General features: G+C 67.9%; 12 protein-coding genes. 5 read left to right on the top strand and 7 right to left on the bottom strand.

Annotated features, from left to right (window positions below; translation table 11 throughout):
* The first annotated feature begins 121 nt into the window (after positions 1-121).
* On the top strand, positions 122-1921 hold the full coding sequence (locus IF67_RS0113560; RefSeq protein ID WP_030985402.1) for an ABC-F family ATP-binding cassette domain-containing protein: 1800 nt from the start codon (positions 122-124) through the stop codon (positions 1919-1921).
* A gap of 109 nt (positions 1922-2030) precedes the next feature.
* Here the strand turns inward: IF67_RS0113560 and IF67_RS0113555 are convergent, their stop codons facing one another.
* From IF67_RS0113555 to IF67_RS39130, 5 genes are all read right to left on the bottom strand, one after another.
* Positions 2031-2363 carry a hypothetical protein gene (locus IF67_RS0113555; RefSeq protein WP_158713085.1) on the bottom strand — a complete coding sequence of 111 codons (333 nt, stop codon included), beginning with the start codon at positions 2361-2363 and terminating at the stop codon, positions 2031-2033.
* Positions 2364-2553: 190 nt separating this feature from the next.
* A complete protein-coding gene (locus IF67_RS43685; protein WP_158713084.1) occupies positions 2554-2850 on the bottom strand; it encodes a hypothetical protein in 297 nt (98 codons plus the stop codon).
* A gap of 68 nt (positions 2851-2918) precedes the next feature.
* Positions 2919-7727: a putative T7SS-secreted protein gene (locus IF67_RS45720; protein ID WP_267959190.1), complete on the bottom strand. Its 4809-nt coding sequence runs from the start codon at positions 7725-7727 to the stop codon at positions 2919-2921.
* 66 nt (positions 7728-7793) lie between these two features.
* Positions 7794-8411: a hypothetical protein gene (locus IF67_RS0113545; protein WP_037839308.1), complete on the bottom strand. Its 618-nt coding sequence runs from the start codon at positions 8409-8411 to the stop codon at positions 7794-7796.
* Positions 8408-8839, bottom strand: a complete 432-nt coding sequence (locus tag IF67_RS39130; protein WP_078889416.1) for an SseB family protein — start codon at positions 8837-8839, stop codon at positions 8408-8410. Before IF67_RS39130 ends, IF67_RS0113545 begins: the two co-directional genes overlap by 4 nt.
* Before the next feature lie 566 nt (positions 8840-9405).
* Between IF67_RS39130 and IF67_RS0113535 the strand changes: the two genes are divergently transcribed.
* On the top strand, positions 9406-10173 hold the full coding sequence (locus IF67_RS0113535; protein WP_051817997.1) for a response regulator transcription factor: 768 nt from the start codon (positions 9406-9408) through the stop codon (positions 10171-10173).
* A 98-nt stretch (positions 10174-10271) separates the two neighbouring features.
* On the opposite strand, the gene IF67_RS0113530 is transcribed toward IF67_RS0113535, so the two are convergent.
* The gene (locus IF67_RS0113530) at positions 10272-10580 is read right to left on the bottom strand and encodes a hypothetical protein (RefSeq protein WP_030985396.1); all 309 of its coding nucleotides are present in this window, start codon (positions 10578-10580) and stop codon (positions 10272-10274) included.
* A gap of 29 nt (positions 10581-10609) precedes the next feature.
* Positions 10610-12280 (bottom strand): sodium:solute symporter family protein, encoded by a 1671-nt coding sequence (locus tag IF67_RS0113525; protein WP_030985394.1) that lies wholly within the window; start codon positions 12278-12280, stop codon positions 10610-10612.
* A gap of 267 nt (positions 12281-12547) precedes the next feature.
* Between IF67_RS0113525 and galT the strand changes: the two genes are divergently transcribed.
* Genes galT through galK form a run of 3 tightly spaced genes read left to right on the top strand, consistent with a single transcriptional unit; the run spans position 12548 to position 15809 of the window.
* On the top strand, positions 12548-13642 hold the full coding sequence (gene galT / locus IF67_RS0113520; RefSeq protein WP_030985393.1) for a galactose-1-phosphate uridylyltransferase: 1095 nt from the start codon (positions 12548-12550) through the stop codon (positions 13640-13642).
* Positions 13639-14613, top strand: coding sequence for a UDP-glucose 4-epimerase GalE (gene galE / locus IF67_RS0113515; RefSeq protein WP_030985392.1), 975 nt, complete (start codon positions 13639-13641; stop codon positions 14611-14613). The genes galT and galE overlap by 4 nt, the downstream gene beginning before the upstream one ends.
* Positions 14613-15809: a galactokinase gene (gene galK, locus IF67_RS0113510; protein ID WP_030985391.1), complete on the top strand. Its 1197-nt coding sequence runs from the start codon at positions 14613-14615 to the stop codon at positions 15807-15809. Before galE ends, galK begins: the two co-directional genes overlap by 1 nt.
* Positions 15810-15911 lie beyond the last annotated feature (102 nt).

The raw sequence follows: 15911 nt of genomic DNA, 5'->3' as shown, positions 1-15911 counted from the left end.
CCCCTGCCATCGGTACGGATACTCATCTCCCGGCGGCCCTCCTCCGCACGCCGACTAGGCTGGGTAGGTCGATCGATCTGAAGCGCAGGTCGGAAGCGCAGGTCCGAAGTGCAGGAGTGAGATGGCCGTCAACCTCGTCAATCTGGAAGCCGTCGGCAAGGTGTACGGAACCCGTGCCCTGCTCGACGGTGTCTCGCTCGGCGTCAACGAGGGGGACCGGATCGGCGTCGTCGGGCGCAACGGGGACGGCAAGACCACCCTGATCCGGATCCTCGCCAAGCTGGAGGACGCGGACAACGGCCGGGTCACTCACAACGGCGGCCTGCGCCTCGGCGTCCTTACCCAGCACGACTCCCTCGACCCGGCCGCCACCATCCGGCACGAGGTCATCGGCGATCTCGCCGACCACGAGTGGGCCGGTAACGCCAAGATCCGCGACGTGCTGACCGGCCTCTTCGGCGATCTGCACATGCCGGGCTTCACCCAGGGCCTGGACACCGTCATCGGCCCGCTGTCCGGCGGCGAGCGCCGCCGTATCGCGCTGGCCAAGCTGCTGATCGCCGAACAGGACCTGATCGTCCTCGACGAGCCCACCAACCACCTCGACGTCGAGGGCATCTCCTGGCTGGCCGGGCACCTCCGCGCCCGCCGCTCCGCCCTCGTGGTCGTCACCCACGACCGGTGGTTCCTCGACCAGGTCTGTACGCGGATGTGGGACGTCCAGCGCGGCGATGTCCATGAGTACGAGGGCGGCTACAGCGACTACGTCTTCGCGCGGGCCGAGCGCGAGCGGATCGCCGCCACCGAAGAGGTCAAGCGGCAGAACCTGATGCGCAAGGAGCTGGCGTGGCTGCGGCGCGGCGCCCCGGCCCGTACCAGCAAGCCCCGCTTCCGCATCGAGGCCGCCAACGAACTGATCGCGGACGTCCCGCCGCCGCGCGACAACGCCGAGCTGATGAAGTTCGCCAGCTCCCGGCTGGGCAAGACCGTCTTCGAGCTGAAGGACGTCAGCGTCCAGGCGGGCCCGAAGGTGCTGCTCAAGCACCTGACCTGGCAGCTGGGCCCCGGCGACCGGGTCGGCCTGGTGGGCGTCAACGGCGCCGGCAAGACCTCGCTGCTGCGAGCGCTGGCCGACGCGGCCCGTACCGAGGGCGAGGCGCAGCCGGCCGCCGGCAAGGTCGTCGTCGGCAAGACCGTCAAGCTGGCGTACCTCTCCCAGGAGGTCGGCGAACTCCCCCCGACGCTGCGGGTGCTGGAAGCCGTCCAGCAGGTGCGCGAGCGGGTCGACCTGGGCAAGGGCCGGGAGATGACCGCCGGCCAGCTGTGCGAGAAGTTCGGGTTCACCAAGGAGAAGCAGTGGACGCCGGTCGGTGATCTGTCGGGCGGTGAGCGCCGCCGCCTCCAGATCCTGCGCCTCCTCATGGACGAGCCCAACGTCCTCTTCCTCGACGAGCCCACCAACGACCTCGACATCGAGACCCTGACCCAGCTGGAGGACGTGCTCGACAGCTGGCCCGGTTCGCTGATCGTCATCAGCCACGACCGCTACTTCATCGAGCGCACCACCGACCGGGTCCACGCGCTGCTGGGCGATGCCACCCTGCGGATGCTGCCGCGCGGCCTGGACGAGTACCTGGAGCGCCGCCGGAAGGTCGTCGAGGCCGCAACGCCGGTGCCTGCGCAGCAGTCCGCCGCCCCCAAGAAGGCTGCCGCCGTCAACCGCGCCGCCCAGAAGGAACTCCAGAAGATCGAGCGCCAGTTGGACAAGCTCGGCGACAAGGAGACCAAGCTCCACGCCCAGATCGCCGAAAACGCCACCGACTTCGAAAAGGTCGCCGGCCTCGACGCCCAACTCCGCGAACTGAGCACGGAGAAGGACGAGCTGGAAATGCGGTGGCTGGAGCTGGCGGAGGAGGCGTAGCCACGGACGACGCGCGGCTCCTGGAGCGACGCCGGTCACCGCGGGGAACCGACCTCGTGATCACGTGGTGGCCGGCGGTGCTTCAGCGGGCATTTCCGCATGCGGGGGCTCATGCCAACGGTTTTCTGACCTCACGGCGAATCCCGTCTGCCTTGTCCGCGGATTCCTGGAGGTCGACGGGCTGAGGATCCTTCGCCAGATCCGAGGCATCGGTTCGCTCGATGGCCGTCTCAGGATCGTCGATGACACGGTAAAGCCCCAGCATCACCAGCGACTTGGTCCTCGACGAGTACTGGCCGCCCGTTGCCTTGATGTTGTGCCCATTGGCCCCGTCATGCGGCACCGTGATCCGGTATCTCGGCCCGTCGGACCCGCCCGACGAACACCCGTGTCTGAGAGCCGCGATCGATGCCAGTGTCCCTATCACCAGCACACCGGCCAAGGCGCCAAGGGTGCCCCACGTCTTTCCGGCATTCCGCTTGCTTGGGGGAGTACATCATGCCGCGATCTCCTTGGCAGATTCGTCGCCTCGATCAAGCCGCAATCTCGGCGCATGCGCGACTTCCGCATATCCTCCGCACGCTCATCGCCAGCAACCTCGTGCCACGGACACGCTGAGGTTCACTCTTCCACTATTGAAGCTCGATCTTTGATTTTTCGCGCTCGTAGCAATCGACGGCCCAACCTTCCCCGTCCATGAGGCTCTCCCAGAATCCTGGAACCAGCCAAGGGGAAGGGCAGATGGAAATCCCGCCATGCGCATCGATGAAAGTGTTCCAAGTCGAAGGGATTTCAGTTTGGGAGACTTCGAAGAGTCGGGTATCGAACAGCCCGGGAAGCTGCTGAGGGATGCTTTCGATGCGAACATAATTCTGACCGTCTGACTGGGCATATACTTCAAGTACTGAATATTCCTTTCCGGGGGTCAAGGAAGACGCTCCTTGAGTGATTGCTGCTTCAGAGGAAGGGGCTCCCGTGAATCGGACTTTCACTGTACTTAGCCTCCGAGTTTCGCCTTGTAGTCATAGAGGAGGATTTGGCCTGTCTTTTTGTTCATGTAGTAGTGAACTTCGAAGCCGCCCTGAGGGCTAGAGTACCGCGGCGTGGTGTACTTTCCCCAATCGCTAAGCTCTCCAGGTTGTTGGCGAAATAGTCCACCTTCTCCAGTGAGGTCCTTGTTGCCAATCCTTTCACCTGAAATGATCATTCTGGAATCCTTGATTGCCTGATCGGCCAGAAAGCCATCCTCACGGAATGGGGAGCTGGCTGAATCGAAGCGCAGCTTGTCGGTGAGTTGTCTCGCATTCATGGATCCAGGATTGAAATTCCCGAATTCATCCTTCCCTGCTTTCCCTAGATCGTTAAGGGAGGGTCGTGCAGGCTCGCACTTAAGTCCCATTGGGTCCACTGACGCGTGGGGATTGCGTACGTATGTAGCGGGGTTGGGGGATGGGGTCAAGCCGAGAGGGTCGGGGGAAAAATAGCGGGAGGTGTTTGGGTCGTAATGACGGTAGAAGTTGTAATGTAGTTGAGTTTCGGGGTCGAAGTATTGGCCGGGGAAGCGGAGGGGGGTGTAGGCCGTGGCGTCCCGGTTCCAAGCAGTCGTGCCCCAGAGAGTGCTGCGGGTGCGCCAGGCGATAGAGCCGTTGATGTTGAGGAGTTCGGCTGGGGAGCCGATGAGGTCGGTGGCGATGGCGAAGAAGCGCTTGTCGATGGCCGATTGGGGCGCGTTGGCGAGTGATGTGGTTTTGCGTTCCGTTTGAGTCAACGGAGATAGGCCCCCATAATCCCAGGTAAGGGCAATTGCTTCGCAGTCCCCTGAGGTGTGGGTTGTCTGTTCGGAGAGGGTGGGGCCGTCCCAGGTGAATCCTGTCTGTTGAGTAACCGATTGACCGTTCCGCGTCAGGCGCTGTTTGGCTATTCGACGGCCCAGAGGGTCGTAGAGGTAGCGCCAAGTGGTGCCGTCGGGGGTGATGACGGTGGTGAGCCGATCCTCGGTATTCCAGGTGTACCGCCAGGTGTCGGGTTTGCGGGAGAGGCGGGTTTTTTGGCGGAGGATTACTCGGCCGAGGGCGTCGTGTTCGTAGCGGATGGCGCCGGCTTTGGTGATGCGGGTGCCGGTGTAGGCGCGACTGCCTCGGGCGGAGGGATTAGCGTGCCGATCGGGCCAGGTGGCGTGGGCTTGGTTGCCGGCTTCGTCGTAGGCGTAGGCCTCGGTCCAGTCGGTGGCGTGGACGGCGGTGACGCGGCCGGCGCGGTCCAGGTCAAAGGTGCGGCGTCCGGTGTGAGAGTCGTCGATCGCGGTGAGGTTGCCGTCGGGGCGGTAGGTGTAGCCGCGGTGGAGGACCCGTTGGGCTTCGACAGCGGCAGGGTTCGGTGTCCGGGCTGTCCCGGTGGGGGACTGGAGCCTGTCGGTGGCAGCTGTGGTGAGGGACTGGGTGGTGAGGCGGCCGGTGGGATCCCAGGTGTGGGTGAGCTGGAGATGGTCGCCGATGGTCCGGGTGAGTTCTTGGCCGGCTGCGTCGTGGGCGAAGGCTAGGACATGGCCGGCGATGTCCATGGTGGTGCGGTTGCCGGCGGCGTCGTACGTGTAGGTGGTGGTGTGGCCGGTGGGGGTGGTGCGGGAGGTGCGGCGGCCCAGGGCGTCGTAGGTGAACGTCATGGTGCGGCCGTTGACCGTCTCGGCGGTGACGCGGCCGAGGGTGTCGCGGGTGTAGGTGACTGTGGCGTCAGGGTTGGCCGCTTGGTGGAGGTTGCCGGCGGCGTCGTGGGCGTAGGTAGTGACGAGACCGGCGGCGTCCTTGTGTGTGATGCGGCCGAGGGTGTCGCGGGTGTAGGTGGTGACTTCGCCGAGGGTGTTGGTGCGAGTGGCGAGTTGGCCCGCGGCGTCATGGGTGTAGGCCAGCACTCGGTCGTCGAAGTCAGTCTCGGATATGAGGCGTCCAGCGCCGTCGTATCCGTAGTTCCAGGTGAGACCTTGAGGGTTCGTGACCTGGGTGAGGCGGAGTTCGGTGTCGTGGGTGAACTCGTGGCGGACGCCGTCGGGGTCGGTGCGGGCCGTGAGCAGGTCGAAGTGGCTGTACTCGAAGCGGGTGGTCTGGCCGATGGCGTCGGTGTGGGTGAGGCGGTTGCCTTCGCCGTCGTAGGTCCATTCCTCCGTGGCGCCGGTCGCGTCGATGCGGGCGGCGAGCTTGCCTTCGACTGTCCACAGCATGTGGGTGGTCTCGCCGAGCGGGTCGGTGACGGAGGTGGTGCGGCCGAAGGCGTCGCGGCGGTAGTGGGTGGTGGCGCCCAGTGGATCGGTGACGGTCAGGGGCAGACCGGCCTCGTTGCAGTAGAGGCGGGTGGTGTTGCCGAGGGCGTCGGTGACTGAGGAGACGTGGCCGAGAGGGTCGTGGGTGTAGGTGGTCGTGGCGCCGGTGGGGTCGGTGGTGGAGGTCCGGTTGCCGTCGGCGTCGTAGGTGTGGGTCCAGGTGGTGCCGTCCGGACCGGTGCTGGTCAGGGGCAGGCCGAATTCGTTGTAGCTGGTGGTGGCGGTGGAGTCGTCGGGGAGGGTGACGGTGACCGGGCGACCTTCGTCGTCGTAGTCGATGTGGGTGGTGCGGCCCAGCGCATCGGTGGTGGACAGGACACGGTGCTTGGCGTCCCGGACCGTGCGGGTGGTGGCGCCGGTGGGGTCGGTCTCCGCGACGATCTGGTGGCGGTCGTTGACCTCGTAGCGGGTGACCTGGCCCTGGGAGTTGTGGAGCAGGTTGGTGCGCAGGCCCGTTTCGGGATCAGGGTCGCCCCAGGTGAACTGGGCGCGGAGGTGGCCCGCTATGCCGCCCTGTGAGGTGCAGCGGTCATCGTCGTCGTAGACGTAGGCGTAGCTGCTGTTGTTGGTGTCGGTCCAGGAGGTGATGCGGCCGGCGTCGTCGTAGGTGAAGCGCAGTGGCAGGCCGGAGGAGTTGGTGGTGGTGATGAGGTTGCCGGCGTCGTCGTAGCCGTACGTCATCAGGAGTTGGTCGGTGCCGTCGGGGGCTGCGTCGGCGAGGTGGAGGGCGGTGATGCGGCCCTCGTCGGTGGTGAGCAGGAGGCGGTAGCCGGCGCTGTGGGTGATGGCGGTGGGGGTGCCGTCTTCGGTGTAGTCGAAGGTGTGGTGGTTGCCGCGACGGTCGGATATCTCGTCGAGGACGGCGAGGTCTTCGGTGTAGGTGGTGAAGTAGCGGCGGGTGCCGGTGACCGGGTCGGTGAGGAGATAGTCGCCGTCCGGGGTGCGCTCCAGAGGGTGGCCGTCGCCCTCGGTGGGGAGGGTGGGCACGCCGACGGCCGGGTGCGGGTAGAGCAGGAAGTTGCCCTCCTCGCCGATGAGGATGACGCCCTCGGCGTCGATCTCCAGCCGCTGGTCGACGGTGCTCATCCACGTCGGGCCGAACCAGCGGCCGGTGCGGTAGGACGACTCGAAGGTGCGGGTGAAGGTGAGGGGGAGGCTGCCGGGGAGTACGACGTCGGTCTGCGGCAGGATCATCCGGCCGGTGGCCATGTCGATGGGGTCGTTGCCGAAGGTCTTGCACCAGGCGGTACGGGCCCGGTCCATGACGGTGCGCTTGCCGCCGTCCTTGACGGCCGTCCGCGCGGCCCCCTTGGCCGCGTCCTTCGCCCCCGCCTTCACCATGCCCTTGCCGATGGCGCCGGCGCCCTTGCCGCCGACCAGGTTGGCGATGAGGGCCCCACCCGCATCCCATGGGTCGCTGCCCCAGCCGTCGCCGAGCATCCCCTTGGCCAGGCGGCCGGGGTGGGCGGCGGCACTGGCCAGGCCGAGTCCGGTCTTGGCGACGTTGGCCAGGTACATCTGGGGGTGGGCGAGGTTGTACGGCTCCGCCGGGTTCAGAGTGCGGGCCAGATTGACCGTCTCCACAACGGCCTTGCCCGCACCACCGACGACGTGCATCAGGTTCATGCCGCCGGCCGCGATGCCGTCAGCGGTGTCGAAGGCCGCCTCAGTGGTGAACTTGGGTGCTTGCGGGGCGTGTTCCAGGGCGCCCTTGAGGGCGTGCTGTGCCTTCTCTGCGGCTTCGTTGCGCTGGCTGCGGGCGTTCTTGAGGATGTCCTGCGCCGCCTCGCGGCCCTGGTCGCCGGGGTCGTGGAATTCGCCGGGCTCATCGGGCTTGGGCCCGGGGTCGGAACCCTCGTCCCGCGCGGCGTTGTAGGCATCGGCCTTCGCGAGGTACGTATCGAGCTGGTGGCGGTAGGCGTCTTGCGCCTTCTTGGTCTTGTCCTCGGCCGCCTGCCACGCGTCGATGGCCGACTGGGCCTTCTTCTGGGCCCAGGAGACCGTCTCGGCGTAGGAATCGAGGGCCTTCCACGCCGCCTCACAGGCGTCCGCGGTGTGCATCCATTGTTTGGGGTGCACGTCGAACTTCTCGTGGAAGCTGTCGGCGGCCTTTCCCTTCCAGGATCCGGCGTCCAGTTTGCGGATTCCCTGGCCGACGCGTTCGAAGGCCGTGTAGAAGTCCTTCAGGTGCGCGGCGGATTCATTGATCTTCGCGACGTCTCCGTGGATCAGCTCCTTGGGGTCGTCACTCTCCCCCAGCTGCCGCTCATCGACCTGAGCGCCCAGCGCATCGGCGACGTCGTCACCGGCCGAGCGGACGGCCTTGGCCGCGCCGTCCGCACCGACGAAGTCGAGAGTATCGGCGGTTTTGTCCGTGGCGTAGTCGACCGCCTCGCCGGCCGCTTCCTTTACGCCGTCGACGGCGTTGCCGACCGTGTCGGCCGCGGAATTGATGCCGTCCTTGACGTCCCCGAGCATGTCGCCGAGACCCATCGGTTCTCAACCCCCCAGTTGTGCTGTGCAGCAGTGGATGTGCAGTGGTGGCGGTGCGACGGAGACTCAGGATCCGTCGTGGTCGTTGGCCTGCGCCTGGCTGTCACGCGCCATTTTCAGTGGCCGCATGGCCCAGTTGTGGTCCGCGTCGCCCGCCCACTTGGACGTGGAGAAGTCCTTGCCCGTCTGGTCCGCCGCTTGCTCGACTTCATGAAATGCCTTGCGGGATCTGGCCGAGCTGGGGTCCCAGTCCGCGTCCTCGAACTGGGTGACCGCGTTGTCCTCGCGGACTTGCTTCCACGTCCGGTGCTTCAGCTGTTCCTCCGTCACCGTCGGGTCACCCATCAGCAAGGCATTCGCCCCGACCTTCAACGTCGTCGAAACGTACTGCTCCTGCTCGTGATAAAGCCCGGCGGTCAAATCAAGACGGCGCGCGAATTCGTTGGCCTCATGGATGAGCAGACGAACGCCCCAGCCCCAGCGTTCACAGAACGAATCGAATGTGGAACTTACCTCGGCATGTCCGGCCTCCATGCCGGAGAGAGCCAGCTTGTCGAATCCCTGGCCGAGTTGGGCGCTGGTGTCGAAGCCCAGTTCGTTCAGTTCCGCGATCGCGTCATGGATGCCCTTGGTGACCTGTTTCAGGGCTTCCGGGTCGAGCTCGTAACCTTCGGCGGATGTCATGCCGCACCCCCGGCCGTGGGTGCCTCGGGCCGGCCTCCGGCCTCACCAGGCTCGGTGAGATTGACTGCCACGGAGCCTGGGACGATGCCGCTGACCGGCGGGAAAACCATCGCCTGCTCGCTGCCCGCGTCCAGCACCACGCCCGCGGGCCCCTCGATGGCGGGGATGACGACGTCCAGGAGCCGCGCACCGACCGCGCGGACGTAGGGCAGCTCGGCTTCAGGGTTGGCGCCTCGGGCCACGGCGAAGCGGGCCAGCTCCTGCTCGTCGGAGAAGGCGTACAACCAACGGATACCGGTCAACTCGGCTGACATGAGAGAGTCATTGACAACCGGCACCAATACCGACGTCCGGCGCAACTCACCCACCAGTGCGGCTGGATTCGGATGCCCTGCGTGAGCTGCCGCTACTTCGTCGGCCAATGACATGACGGATCGCTCCCTCCCCCGTTTTCCCTCAACTGCCGAACCTACTTTCGCATATGGCACTGACAGTGCAGGCAAAGGTACTTCGGCGAAAAACCGGCCGCTGGTTCTTTTTGAATTCAACAAGGTGGAGTGGAGCGTGAAGAGCGGCCTGATGGTGGACGCGCCTGGTGTGGGGCCGGCCCTGCTCGCTATGGGACCGCTATGGGACCGCTATGGGACCGCCTTGAGGGCGGCCAGCCGCCCTCAACTTTCCAAGGGAACAGTCGATTTCCGCCGATACCTCGTCTTGCGTGCTACCCACCCGCGGGGCGCGGTTCGCGAACGCCCCGCCGGCGCCGGGATATCGCCCTGCACACCGGCCTTGCACCCGGCCCCGTGCCCCGCCCGGAGAGCCCGGCCCACACCCCCGTAGCAGCGGCAACCAGCCCAGATTGGCCGGGATTCCAGCATTCCGGGGGCTTCTTCCGGGTAGGGGGCGCGCTATTGCAGCCGAGCGTGTAGCTTCCCGGGGACAAGCGGCCCGGCCGGGCCGCGCCGGGGCCCGCCGGAGCGGGGGAGGTTGCTCGATGGGCGTGCGGCTCATGGTGGTCGACGATCATCGTCTGCTCGCGGAGGCGCTCGCCTCGGCGCTGAAGCTGCGCGGGCACCGTGTCCTGGCGGCGGCCGCGCCGAGCGCCGGGGCCGCGGAGCTGGTGGTGAGCCGGGCGCCCGAGGTGTGCCTGCTGGGGACCGCCGCGCCCGCCCGGCCCGGCGCCTTCGACCCGGTCGTACGGATCAAGAAGGAGCGGCCGCAGGTCGCGGTGGTGGTGCTGGGACCGGTGCCCAGCCCGCGCGGGATCGCCGCCGCCTTCGCTGCCGGGGCCTCCGGTTACGTCCGTAACGACGAGCGGATCGAGGGCGTGGAGCGCGCCATGATGAAGGCGCGGGCGGGGGAGTCGGCGGTCTCGCCGCAGCTGTTGCAGCAGGCCTTCGAGGAGCTGCTGCACCCCGCGGCGCAGCCCGACGACGAGGGCGCGCGGCTGCTGGAGCTGCTCACCCCGCGCGAGGTCGAGGTACTGATGCGGGTCGCGGACGGCGAGGACACCCGGCTGATCGCGGCGGGGATGGAGATCGCGCCGAGTACGGCGCGTACGCATGTGCAGCGCGTGCTGATGAAGCTGGAGGTGGGGTCACGGCTGGAGGCCGCGGCCCTGGCGGCGCGTACCGGGCTGCTGGACCGGGCGGCGGGCGGCCGTGCGGCACGCGCCGCGGCGGGGGCGGGGCCGGGGCTGGAGCCGGAGCCGGGGCTGGAGCCGGATGATCCGCCTCCGCCCCTGCCCCCGCTGTCGCAGTAAGCGCGTTCCGCGCCTCCGCCCCCTGCTGTCGCAGTAGGCGAGTTCAGCCCCCGCCGTCGCAGTAAACGCGCCCCGCCCCCGCCGTACCCGCGCTCCCCTCAGCCCTCGGCGGCCCCGTCCTCGGTCGCGGCCTGTAGTTCCTCGGCCGTCGGCGGGACGGCCGGCCGCAGCTTCAGCCATATGAGGAAGAAGAGACCGAGGGCGAGCATGCCCAGGCCCGTCCACAGGTTGATGTTGATGTCCTGGGCCTTCTTGAGGTCGGCGTCCGAGGCCGTCAGGCCGGCGATGGTGACGATCACGCCGTAGACGACGAACAGGCCGCCGATGATGCGCCGTACGTCGAAGAGCCGCGCGGCGGTCGCCGACTCGCGCTCCAGCTCCTCGACCTCGTGCTGGTAGTCACTCATGGTGCGTCAACTCCGCTGTTCAGGCAGGTTCAGAAGGAGAAGGGGATGTAGCAGACGGCGGCGAGGACGACCGCTCCCCAGCCCAGCAGGGCCGGCTTTCGGTACCAGGCGTCGTCACCCTCGGCCGGCAGTTCCTCCATGCCGGGGGACCGCGATCCGTAGACCAGGCCCGCCAGCGATGCGGCCGGCTTGGGCTTGGTGACCAGGGTGACGAGGACCATCACCAGCGCGCCGACGACGAACGCCACGATCGAGGAGACGAAGTTGGCGCCCTGCTCGGAGGGGATCGCGATGATGCCCTGCTTGTAGAGCCAGAAATAGTTGATCATCGCGGCGACCGTGCCGGACAGCAGACCCCAGAAGCCGGCCGCGGCGCTGGTCCGCTTCCAGAACATGCCGATGATGAAGACGACGAACAGGGGGACGTTGAAGAAGGAGAAGAGCGTCTGGAGGTAGTTCATGATGTTGCTGAAGGACGAGGCGATGAAGGCCGTGCCCATGCCGATCAGCACACCGACCGCGGTGACCACGCGTCCGGTCTTGAGGTAATAGCGGTCCTCGCGGCCCTTCTTGAGGTACGCCGCCCAGATGTCGTTGGTGAAGACCGTGTTGAAGGACGAGACGTTGGCGGCCATGCCGGCCATGAAGGCGGCGAGCAGACCGGTCACCGCGATGCCCAGCACACCGTTGGGCAGCAGGTCCCGCATCAGCACCGGGATCGCGTCGTTGTACTGGAGCCCGTCCTTGGACTTGCCCAGCGTCGGCTCCATGACCAGCGCGATCAGGCCCGGGACGACCACCACCAGCGGGATGAATATCTTGGGGAAGGCGGCGATCAGCGGGGTGCGCTTGGCGGCGGAGAGGTTCTTCGCGGACAGCGCGCGCTGCACCTCGGCGAAGTTGGTGGTCCAGTAGCCGAAGCTCATCACGAAGCCGAGGCCGAGGACGATGGTGAGCCAGTTCGCGCCGAGCGCGTTGGTCTCGCCGATGCCGGTGCCCTTCCAGGCGGTGAGGAAGGCGTCGCCGTGCGAGGAGTTGAGTGAGTCCGTCAGGCCGTCCCAGCCCCCGACGCGCTTGAGGCCGACGATGGTCAGCGGGATCAGCGCGGCCAGGATGACGAAGAACTGGAGCACCTCGTTGTAGATCGCCGAGGAGAGGCCGCCGATGGTGATGTACGCCAGGACGAAGACACCCGCCACGACGATCGCGACCCACTGCGGCCAGCCGAGCAGCGCCTGGAGCACGATCGCCATGGCGTACAGGTTCACGCCGGCGATCAGCACCGAGGAGACGGCGAAGATGACCGAGGAGAGGAGATGGGAGGAGGGGCCGAAGCGGTGCAGCAGGAACTCGGGCACCGAGCGGACCTTGGAGCCGTAGTAGAACGGCATCATCACCAGGCCCAGGAAGACCATCGCCGGGATGGCGCCGATCCAGTACCAGTGCACGGTGTAGGCCCCGTACTGCGCACCGTTGGCGGCCATACCGAGGATCTCGGTGGCGCCGAGGTTGGCGGCGACGAAGGCGAGGCCGGTGACCCAGGCAGGCAGGGACCGCCCGGAGAGGAAGAAGTCCAGGCTCGTCTTCACGCTGCGCTTGGCCGCGAATCCGATGCCGAGGACGACGACGAAGTAGATGGCCAGGATCGTGTAATCGAGCCCGTTGGTGGGAAGCCGTAGCCCTTCGGCCAGGGTGATCATGGGCGACTCATTTCGCGGGTCCGGAGGCGCGGCCCCCGGAGGACACATCTTTGTGCGATCGGAACGCACAAAAACGTACGCGCGGTCGTCGCGAAACTGAATACTTTTGTTTGGTTCAGTTGTGCATTCGTGATCGGGCTGGCCGGGATGTCGGGAATGTTCCCCTGGGGTTTCTGTGAGGGCCCAGTGAGGTCCCGGCGTTGACGCAACTGTTTAGTTGTGCTTCATTGTGTTTGTTTGTGTTTGGTAGCAGGGTGAGGAGCTCCCGTGAAAAAGACGTCGACCCGGCTGGCGGACGGCCGGGAGCTCATCTACTACGACTCGCGCGACGACGTCGTACGCGATGCGGTCGACCACCGCCCCCTCGACCCCGTGGCCACCGCCTCGCAGATCCGCCACGACCGGCTCCTCGGCGACTCCGTCGCCATCGCCTCGCACCGCCAGGCCCGCACCTACCACCCGCCGGCCGACGAGTGCCCGCTGTGCCCCTCCCGTGACGGCAGGCACTCCGAGATCCCTGCCGCGGACTACGACGTCGCCGTCTTCGAGAACCGCTTCCCGTCCCTCGCCGGCGACAGCGGCCGCTGCGAGGTCGTCTGCTTCACCTCCGACCATGACGCCTCCTTCGCCGACCTCACCGAGGAGCAGGCCGCCCTGGTCCTGGAGGCCTGGACCGACCGCACCGCGGAGCTGTCCCAACTCCCGGGCGTGGAACAGGTCTTCTGCTTCGAGAACCGCGGCGCCGAGATCGGCGTCACCCTCGGCCACCCGCACGGGCAGATCTACGCGTACCCCTTCGTCACCCCGCGCACCACGCGCATGCTCACCTCGCTCGCCGCACACCACGAGGCGACCGGCGGGGGCAACCTCTTCGACGAGGTGGTCGCCGACGAGCTGGCCGACGGCCGCCGCATCGTCCTCGAAGGCGAGCACTGGGTGGCCTTCGTCCCGTACGCCGCCCACTGGCCCTACGAGGTGCACCTCTACCCCAAGCGCCGGGTCCCCGACCTGCCCGCCCTCGACGACGCCGCGCGCACAGAATTCCCACAGATCTATCTGGAAGTCTTGCGGCGCTTCGACCGGATCTTCGGTGGGGGGGACGGCGGGAAGGAAGGGGGCGGGGATCACGGGCCACGGGCGGCCGGTGCCGCCCGTACGCCGTACATCGCCGCCTGGCACCAGGCCCCGCTGCACGCCGGGCACCGCGGCGAATTTGCACTTCACCTCGAGCTTTTCACCATTCGCCGCACTTCCGGCAAGCTGAAGTTTCTCGCGGGTTCCGAATCCGGCATGAATGTGTTCATCAATGATGTGCCGCCGGAGGCCGCGGCCGAGCGACTGCGAGAGGTAGCGAGCAAGTGAGCAAGAAGTACCTGGTCACGGGCGGTGCGGGATATGTCGGCAGCGTCGTTGCGGCCCATCTGCTCCAGGCCGGTCACGAGGTGACCGTGCTGGACGACCTGTCCACCGGACACCGCGAGGGCGTCCCCGCAGGTGCCCACTTCATCGAGGGCCGCATCCAGGACGCCGTGAAGTGCCTCGACCCCTCCTACGACGCGGTGCTGCACTTCGCCGCCTTCTCCCAGGTCGGCGAGTCCGTCGTGGACCCCGAGAAGTACTGGCGCAACAACGTCGGCGGCACCATGGACCTGCTCGCCGCGATGCGCGACGCCGGCGTCCGCACCCTCGTCTTCTCCTCCACCGCCGCCACCTACGGCGAGCCGAAGTCCACCCCGGTCACCGAGTCCGCCGAGACCGCGCCCACCAGCCCGTACGGCGCCAGCAAGCTCGCCGTCGACCACATGATCAGCGGTGAGGCCGCGGCCCACGGCCTGGCCGCCGTCTCGCTGCGCTACTTCAACGTCGCCGGCGCCTACGGCAGCTGCGGCGAGCGCCACGACCCCGAGTCGCACCTCATCCCGCTCGTCCTCCAGGTCGCCCAGGGCAAGCGCGAGGCGATCTCCGTCTTCGGCGAGGACTACCCCACCCCCGACGGCACCTGCGTCCGCGACTACATCCACGTCGCCGACCTCGCCGAGGCCCACCTCCTCGCCCTCGACGCCGCCACCACGGGTGAGCACCTGATCTGCAACCTCGGCAACGGCAACGGCTTCTCCGTCCGCGAGGTCATCGAGACCGTCCGCAAGGTCACCGGGCACCCCATCCCCGAGGTCACCGCCCCGCGCCGCGGCGGCGACCCGGCCGTGCTGGTGGCCTCCGCCCGGACCGCCATCGACCGCCTCGGCTGGCGGCCCAGCCGCGCCGACCTCGCGGAAATCGTCGGCGACGCCTGGCAGTTCGCGCAGCACCTCGACCGGACGAAGGAGTCCTGATGACCGCTCACGGAGCCGCCGCCCCGGCCACCGGGCGCCCGCACGGCGCCCAGTACACCGCGGACGAATTCGCCGCGGTGTACGGCGCCGCCCCCACGGGCACCTGGGCGGCGCCCGGCCGGGTCAACCTGATCGGTGAACACACCGATTACAACGACGGTTTCGTGATGCCGCTCGCCCTCCCGCACACCACCCTCGCCGCCGCCTCGGCCCGCACCGACGGGGTGCTGCGGCTGCACTCCGGCGGCGCCGACGGCGGCATCGTCGAACTGCGCATCGACGAGCTGCGGCCGGCTCCCCAGGGAGGCTGGGCCGCCTACCCGGCCGGTGTCGTCTGGGCGATGCGGGAGGCCGGACTGCCCGTCGGCGGTGCGGATCTGCACTACGACAGCACGGTGCCCACCGGCGCCGGACTCTCCTCCTCCGCGGCCCTGGAGATCGTCACCGCGCTCGCCCTCAACGATCTGTATGCGCTCGGCCAGGAGCCGCAGCGACTGGCCCAGCTCGCCCAGCGGGCCGAGAACGCCTTCGTCGGCGTGCCCTGCGGGATCATGGACCAGACCGCTGCGGCCTGCTGCACCGAGGGTCATGCCCTGTTCCTCGACACCCGCGACCTCACCCGGCGCCAGATCCGGTTCGATCTTGCGGGGGAGGGGCTGCGGCTCCTCGTCGTGGACACGCGGGTGAAGCACGAGCTGGGGGACGGCGCATACGCGGAGCGGCGCGCCGGCTGTGAGCGCGGCGCGCGGGCGCTCGGGGTGCGTGCCCTGCGTGATGTGCCGTACGCGCAACTGCCGGAGGCACTCGACAAGCTGGCCGACGAGCCCGTCGTCCAGGCCCTCGTCCGGCACATCGTCACCGAGAACCACCGGGTCGAAGAGGTCATCGCCCGGCTCGACGCGGGCCGCACCCGCGCCATCGGCCCGCTGCTGACGGCCGGCCACGCCTCGCTCCGCGACGACTTCAAGATCTCCTGCCGCGAACTCGACCTCGCCGTCGACACCGCCCACGCGGCGGGCGCCCTGGGGGCCCGGATGACCGGCGGCGGCTTCGGCGGCTCGGCGGTCGTGCTCGTCGAGGAGTCCGGCGCCACGGCCGTCGGCGCGGCGGTCACCGAGGCGTTCGCGGCGGCCGGCCATGCCGTCCCGCGGATCTTCGAGGCGGTCCCGAGCGCGGGCGCACACCGCGTCGAGTAGGGCGCGCCGGGCGGCGCGCGGCCACCGCGGCGGCGCCGAACGGCCCGGGTGAGGGAGCAGTTTCGTCAATCACCCTCCCTTGCCGCAACCCGTCCGTACGCT

The organism is Streptomyces sp. NRRL S-1813 (assembly GCF_000719605.1).
GTDB lineage: Bacteria > Actinomycetota > Actinomycetes > Streptomycetales > Streptomycetaceae > Streptomyces > Streptomyces decoyicus.
Note: the sequence above shows the minus strand (reverse complement) of the source record. Positions and strands in the feature narration are given on the sequence as shown.

Bases quoted from the DNA above. Each gene is read 5' to 3' on its own strand.
- IF67_RS39130 (WP_078889416.1), bottom strand. From the start codon at position 8,839: ATGTCATTGGCCGACGAAGTAGCGGCAGCTCACGCAGGGCATCCGAAT.
- IF67_RS0113545 (WP_037839308.1), bottom strand. From the start codon at position 8,411: ATGACATCCGCCGAAGGTTACGAGCTCGACCCGGAAGCCCTGAAACAG.
- IF67_RS0113525 (WP_030985394.1), bottom strand. From the start codon at position 12,280: ATGATCACCCTGGCCGAAGGGCTACGGCTTCCCACCAACGGGCTCGAT.
- galK (WP_030985391.1), top strand. From the start codon at position 14,613: ATGACCGCTCACGGAGCCGCCGCCCCGGCCACCGGGCGCCCGCACGGC.
- IF67_RS45720 (WP_267959190.1), bottom strand. From the start codon at position 7,727: ATGGGTCTCGGCGACATGCTCGGGGACGTCAAGGACGGCATCAATTCC.
- IF67_RS0113560 (WP_030985402.1), top strand. From the start codon at position 122: ATGGCCGTCAACCTCGTCAATCTGGAAGCCGTCGGCAAGGTGTACGGA.
- IF67_RS0113535 (WP_051817997.1), top strand. From the start codon at position 9,406: ATGGGCGTGCGGCTCATGGTGGTCGACGATCATCGTCTGCTCGCGGAG.
- IF67_RS0113530 (WP_030985396.1), bottom strand. From the start codon at position 10,580: ATGAGTGACTACCAGCACGAGGTCGAGGAGCTGGAGCGCGAGTCGGCG.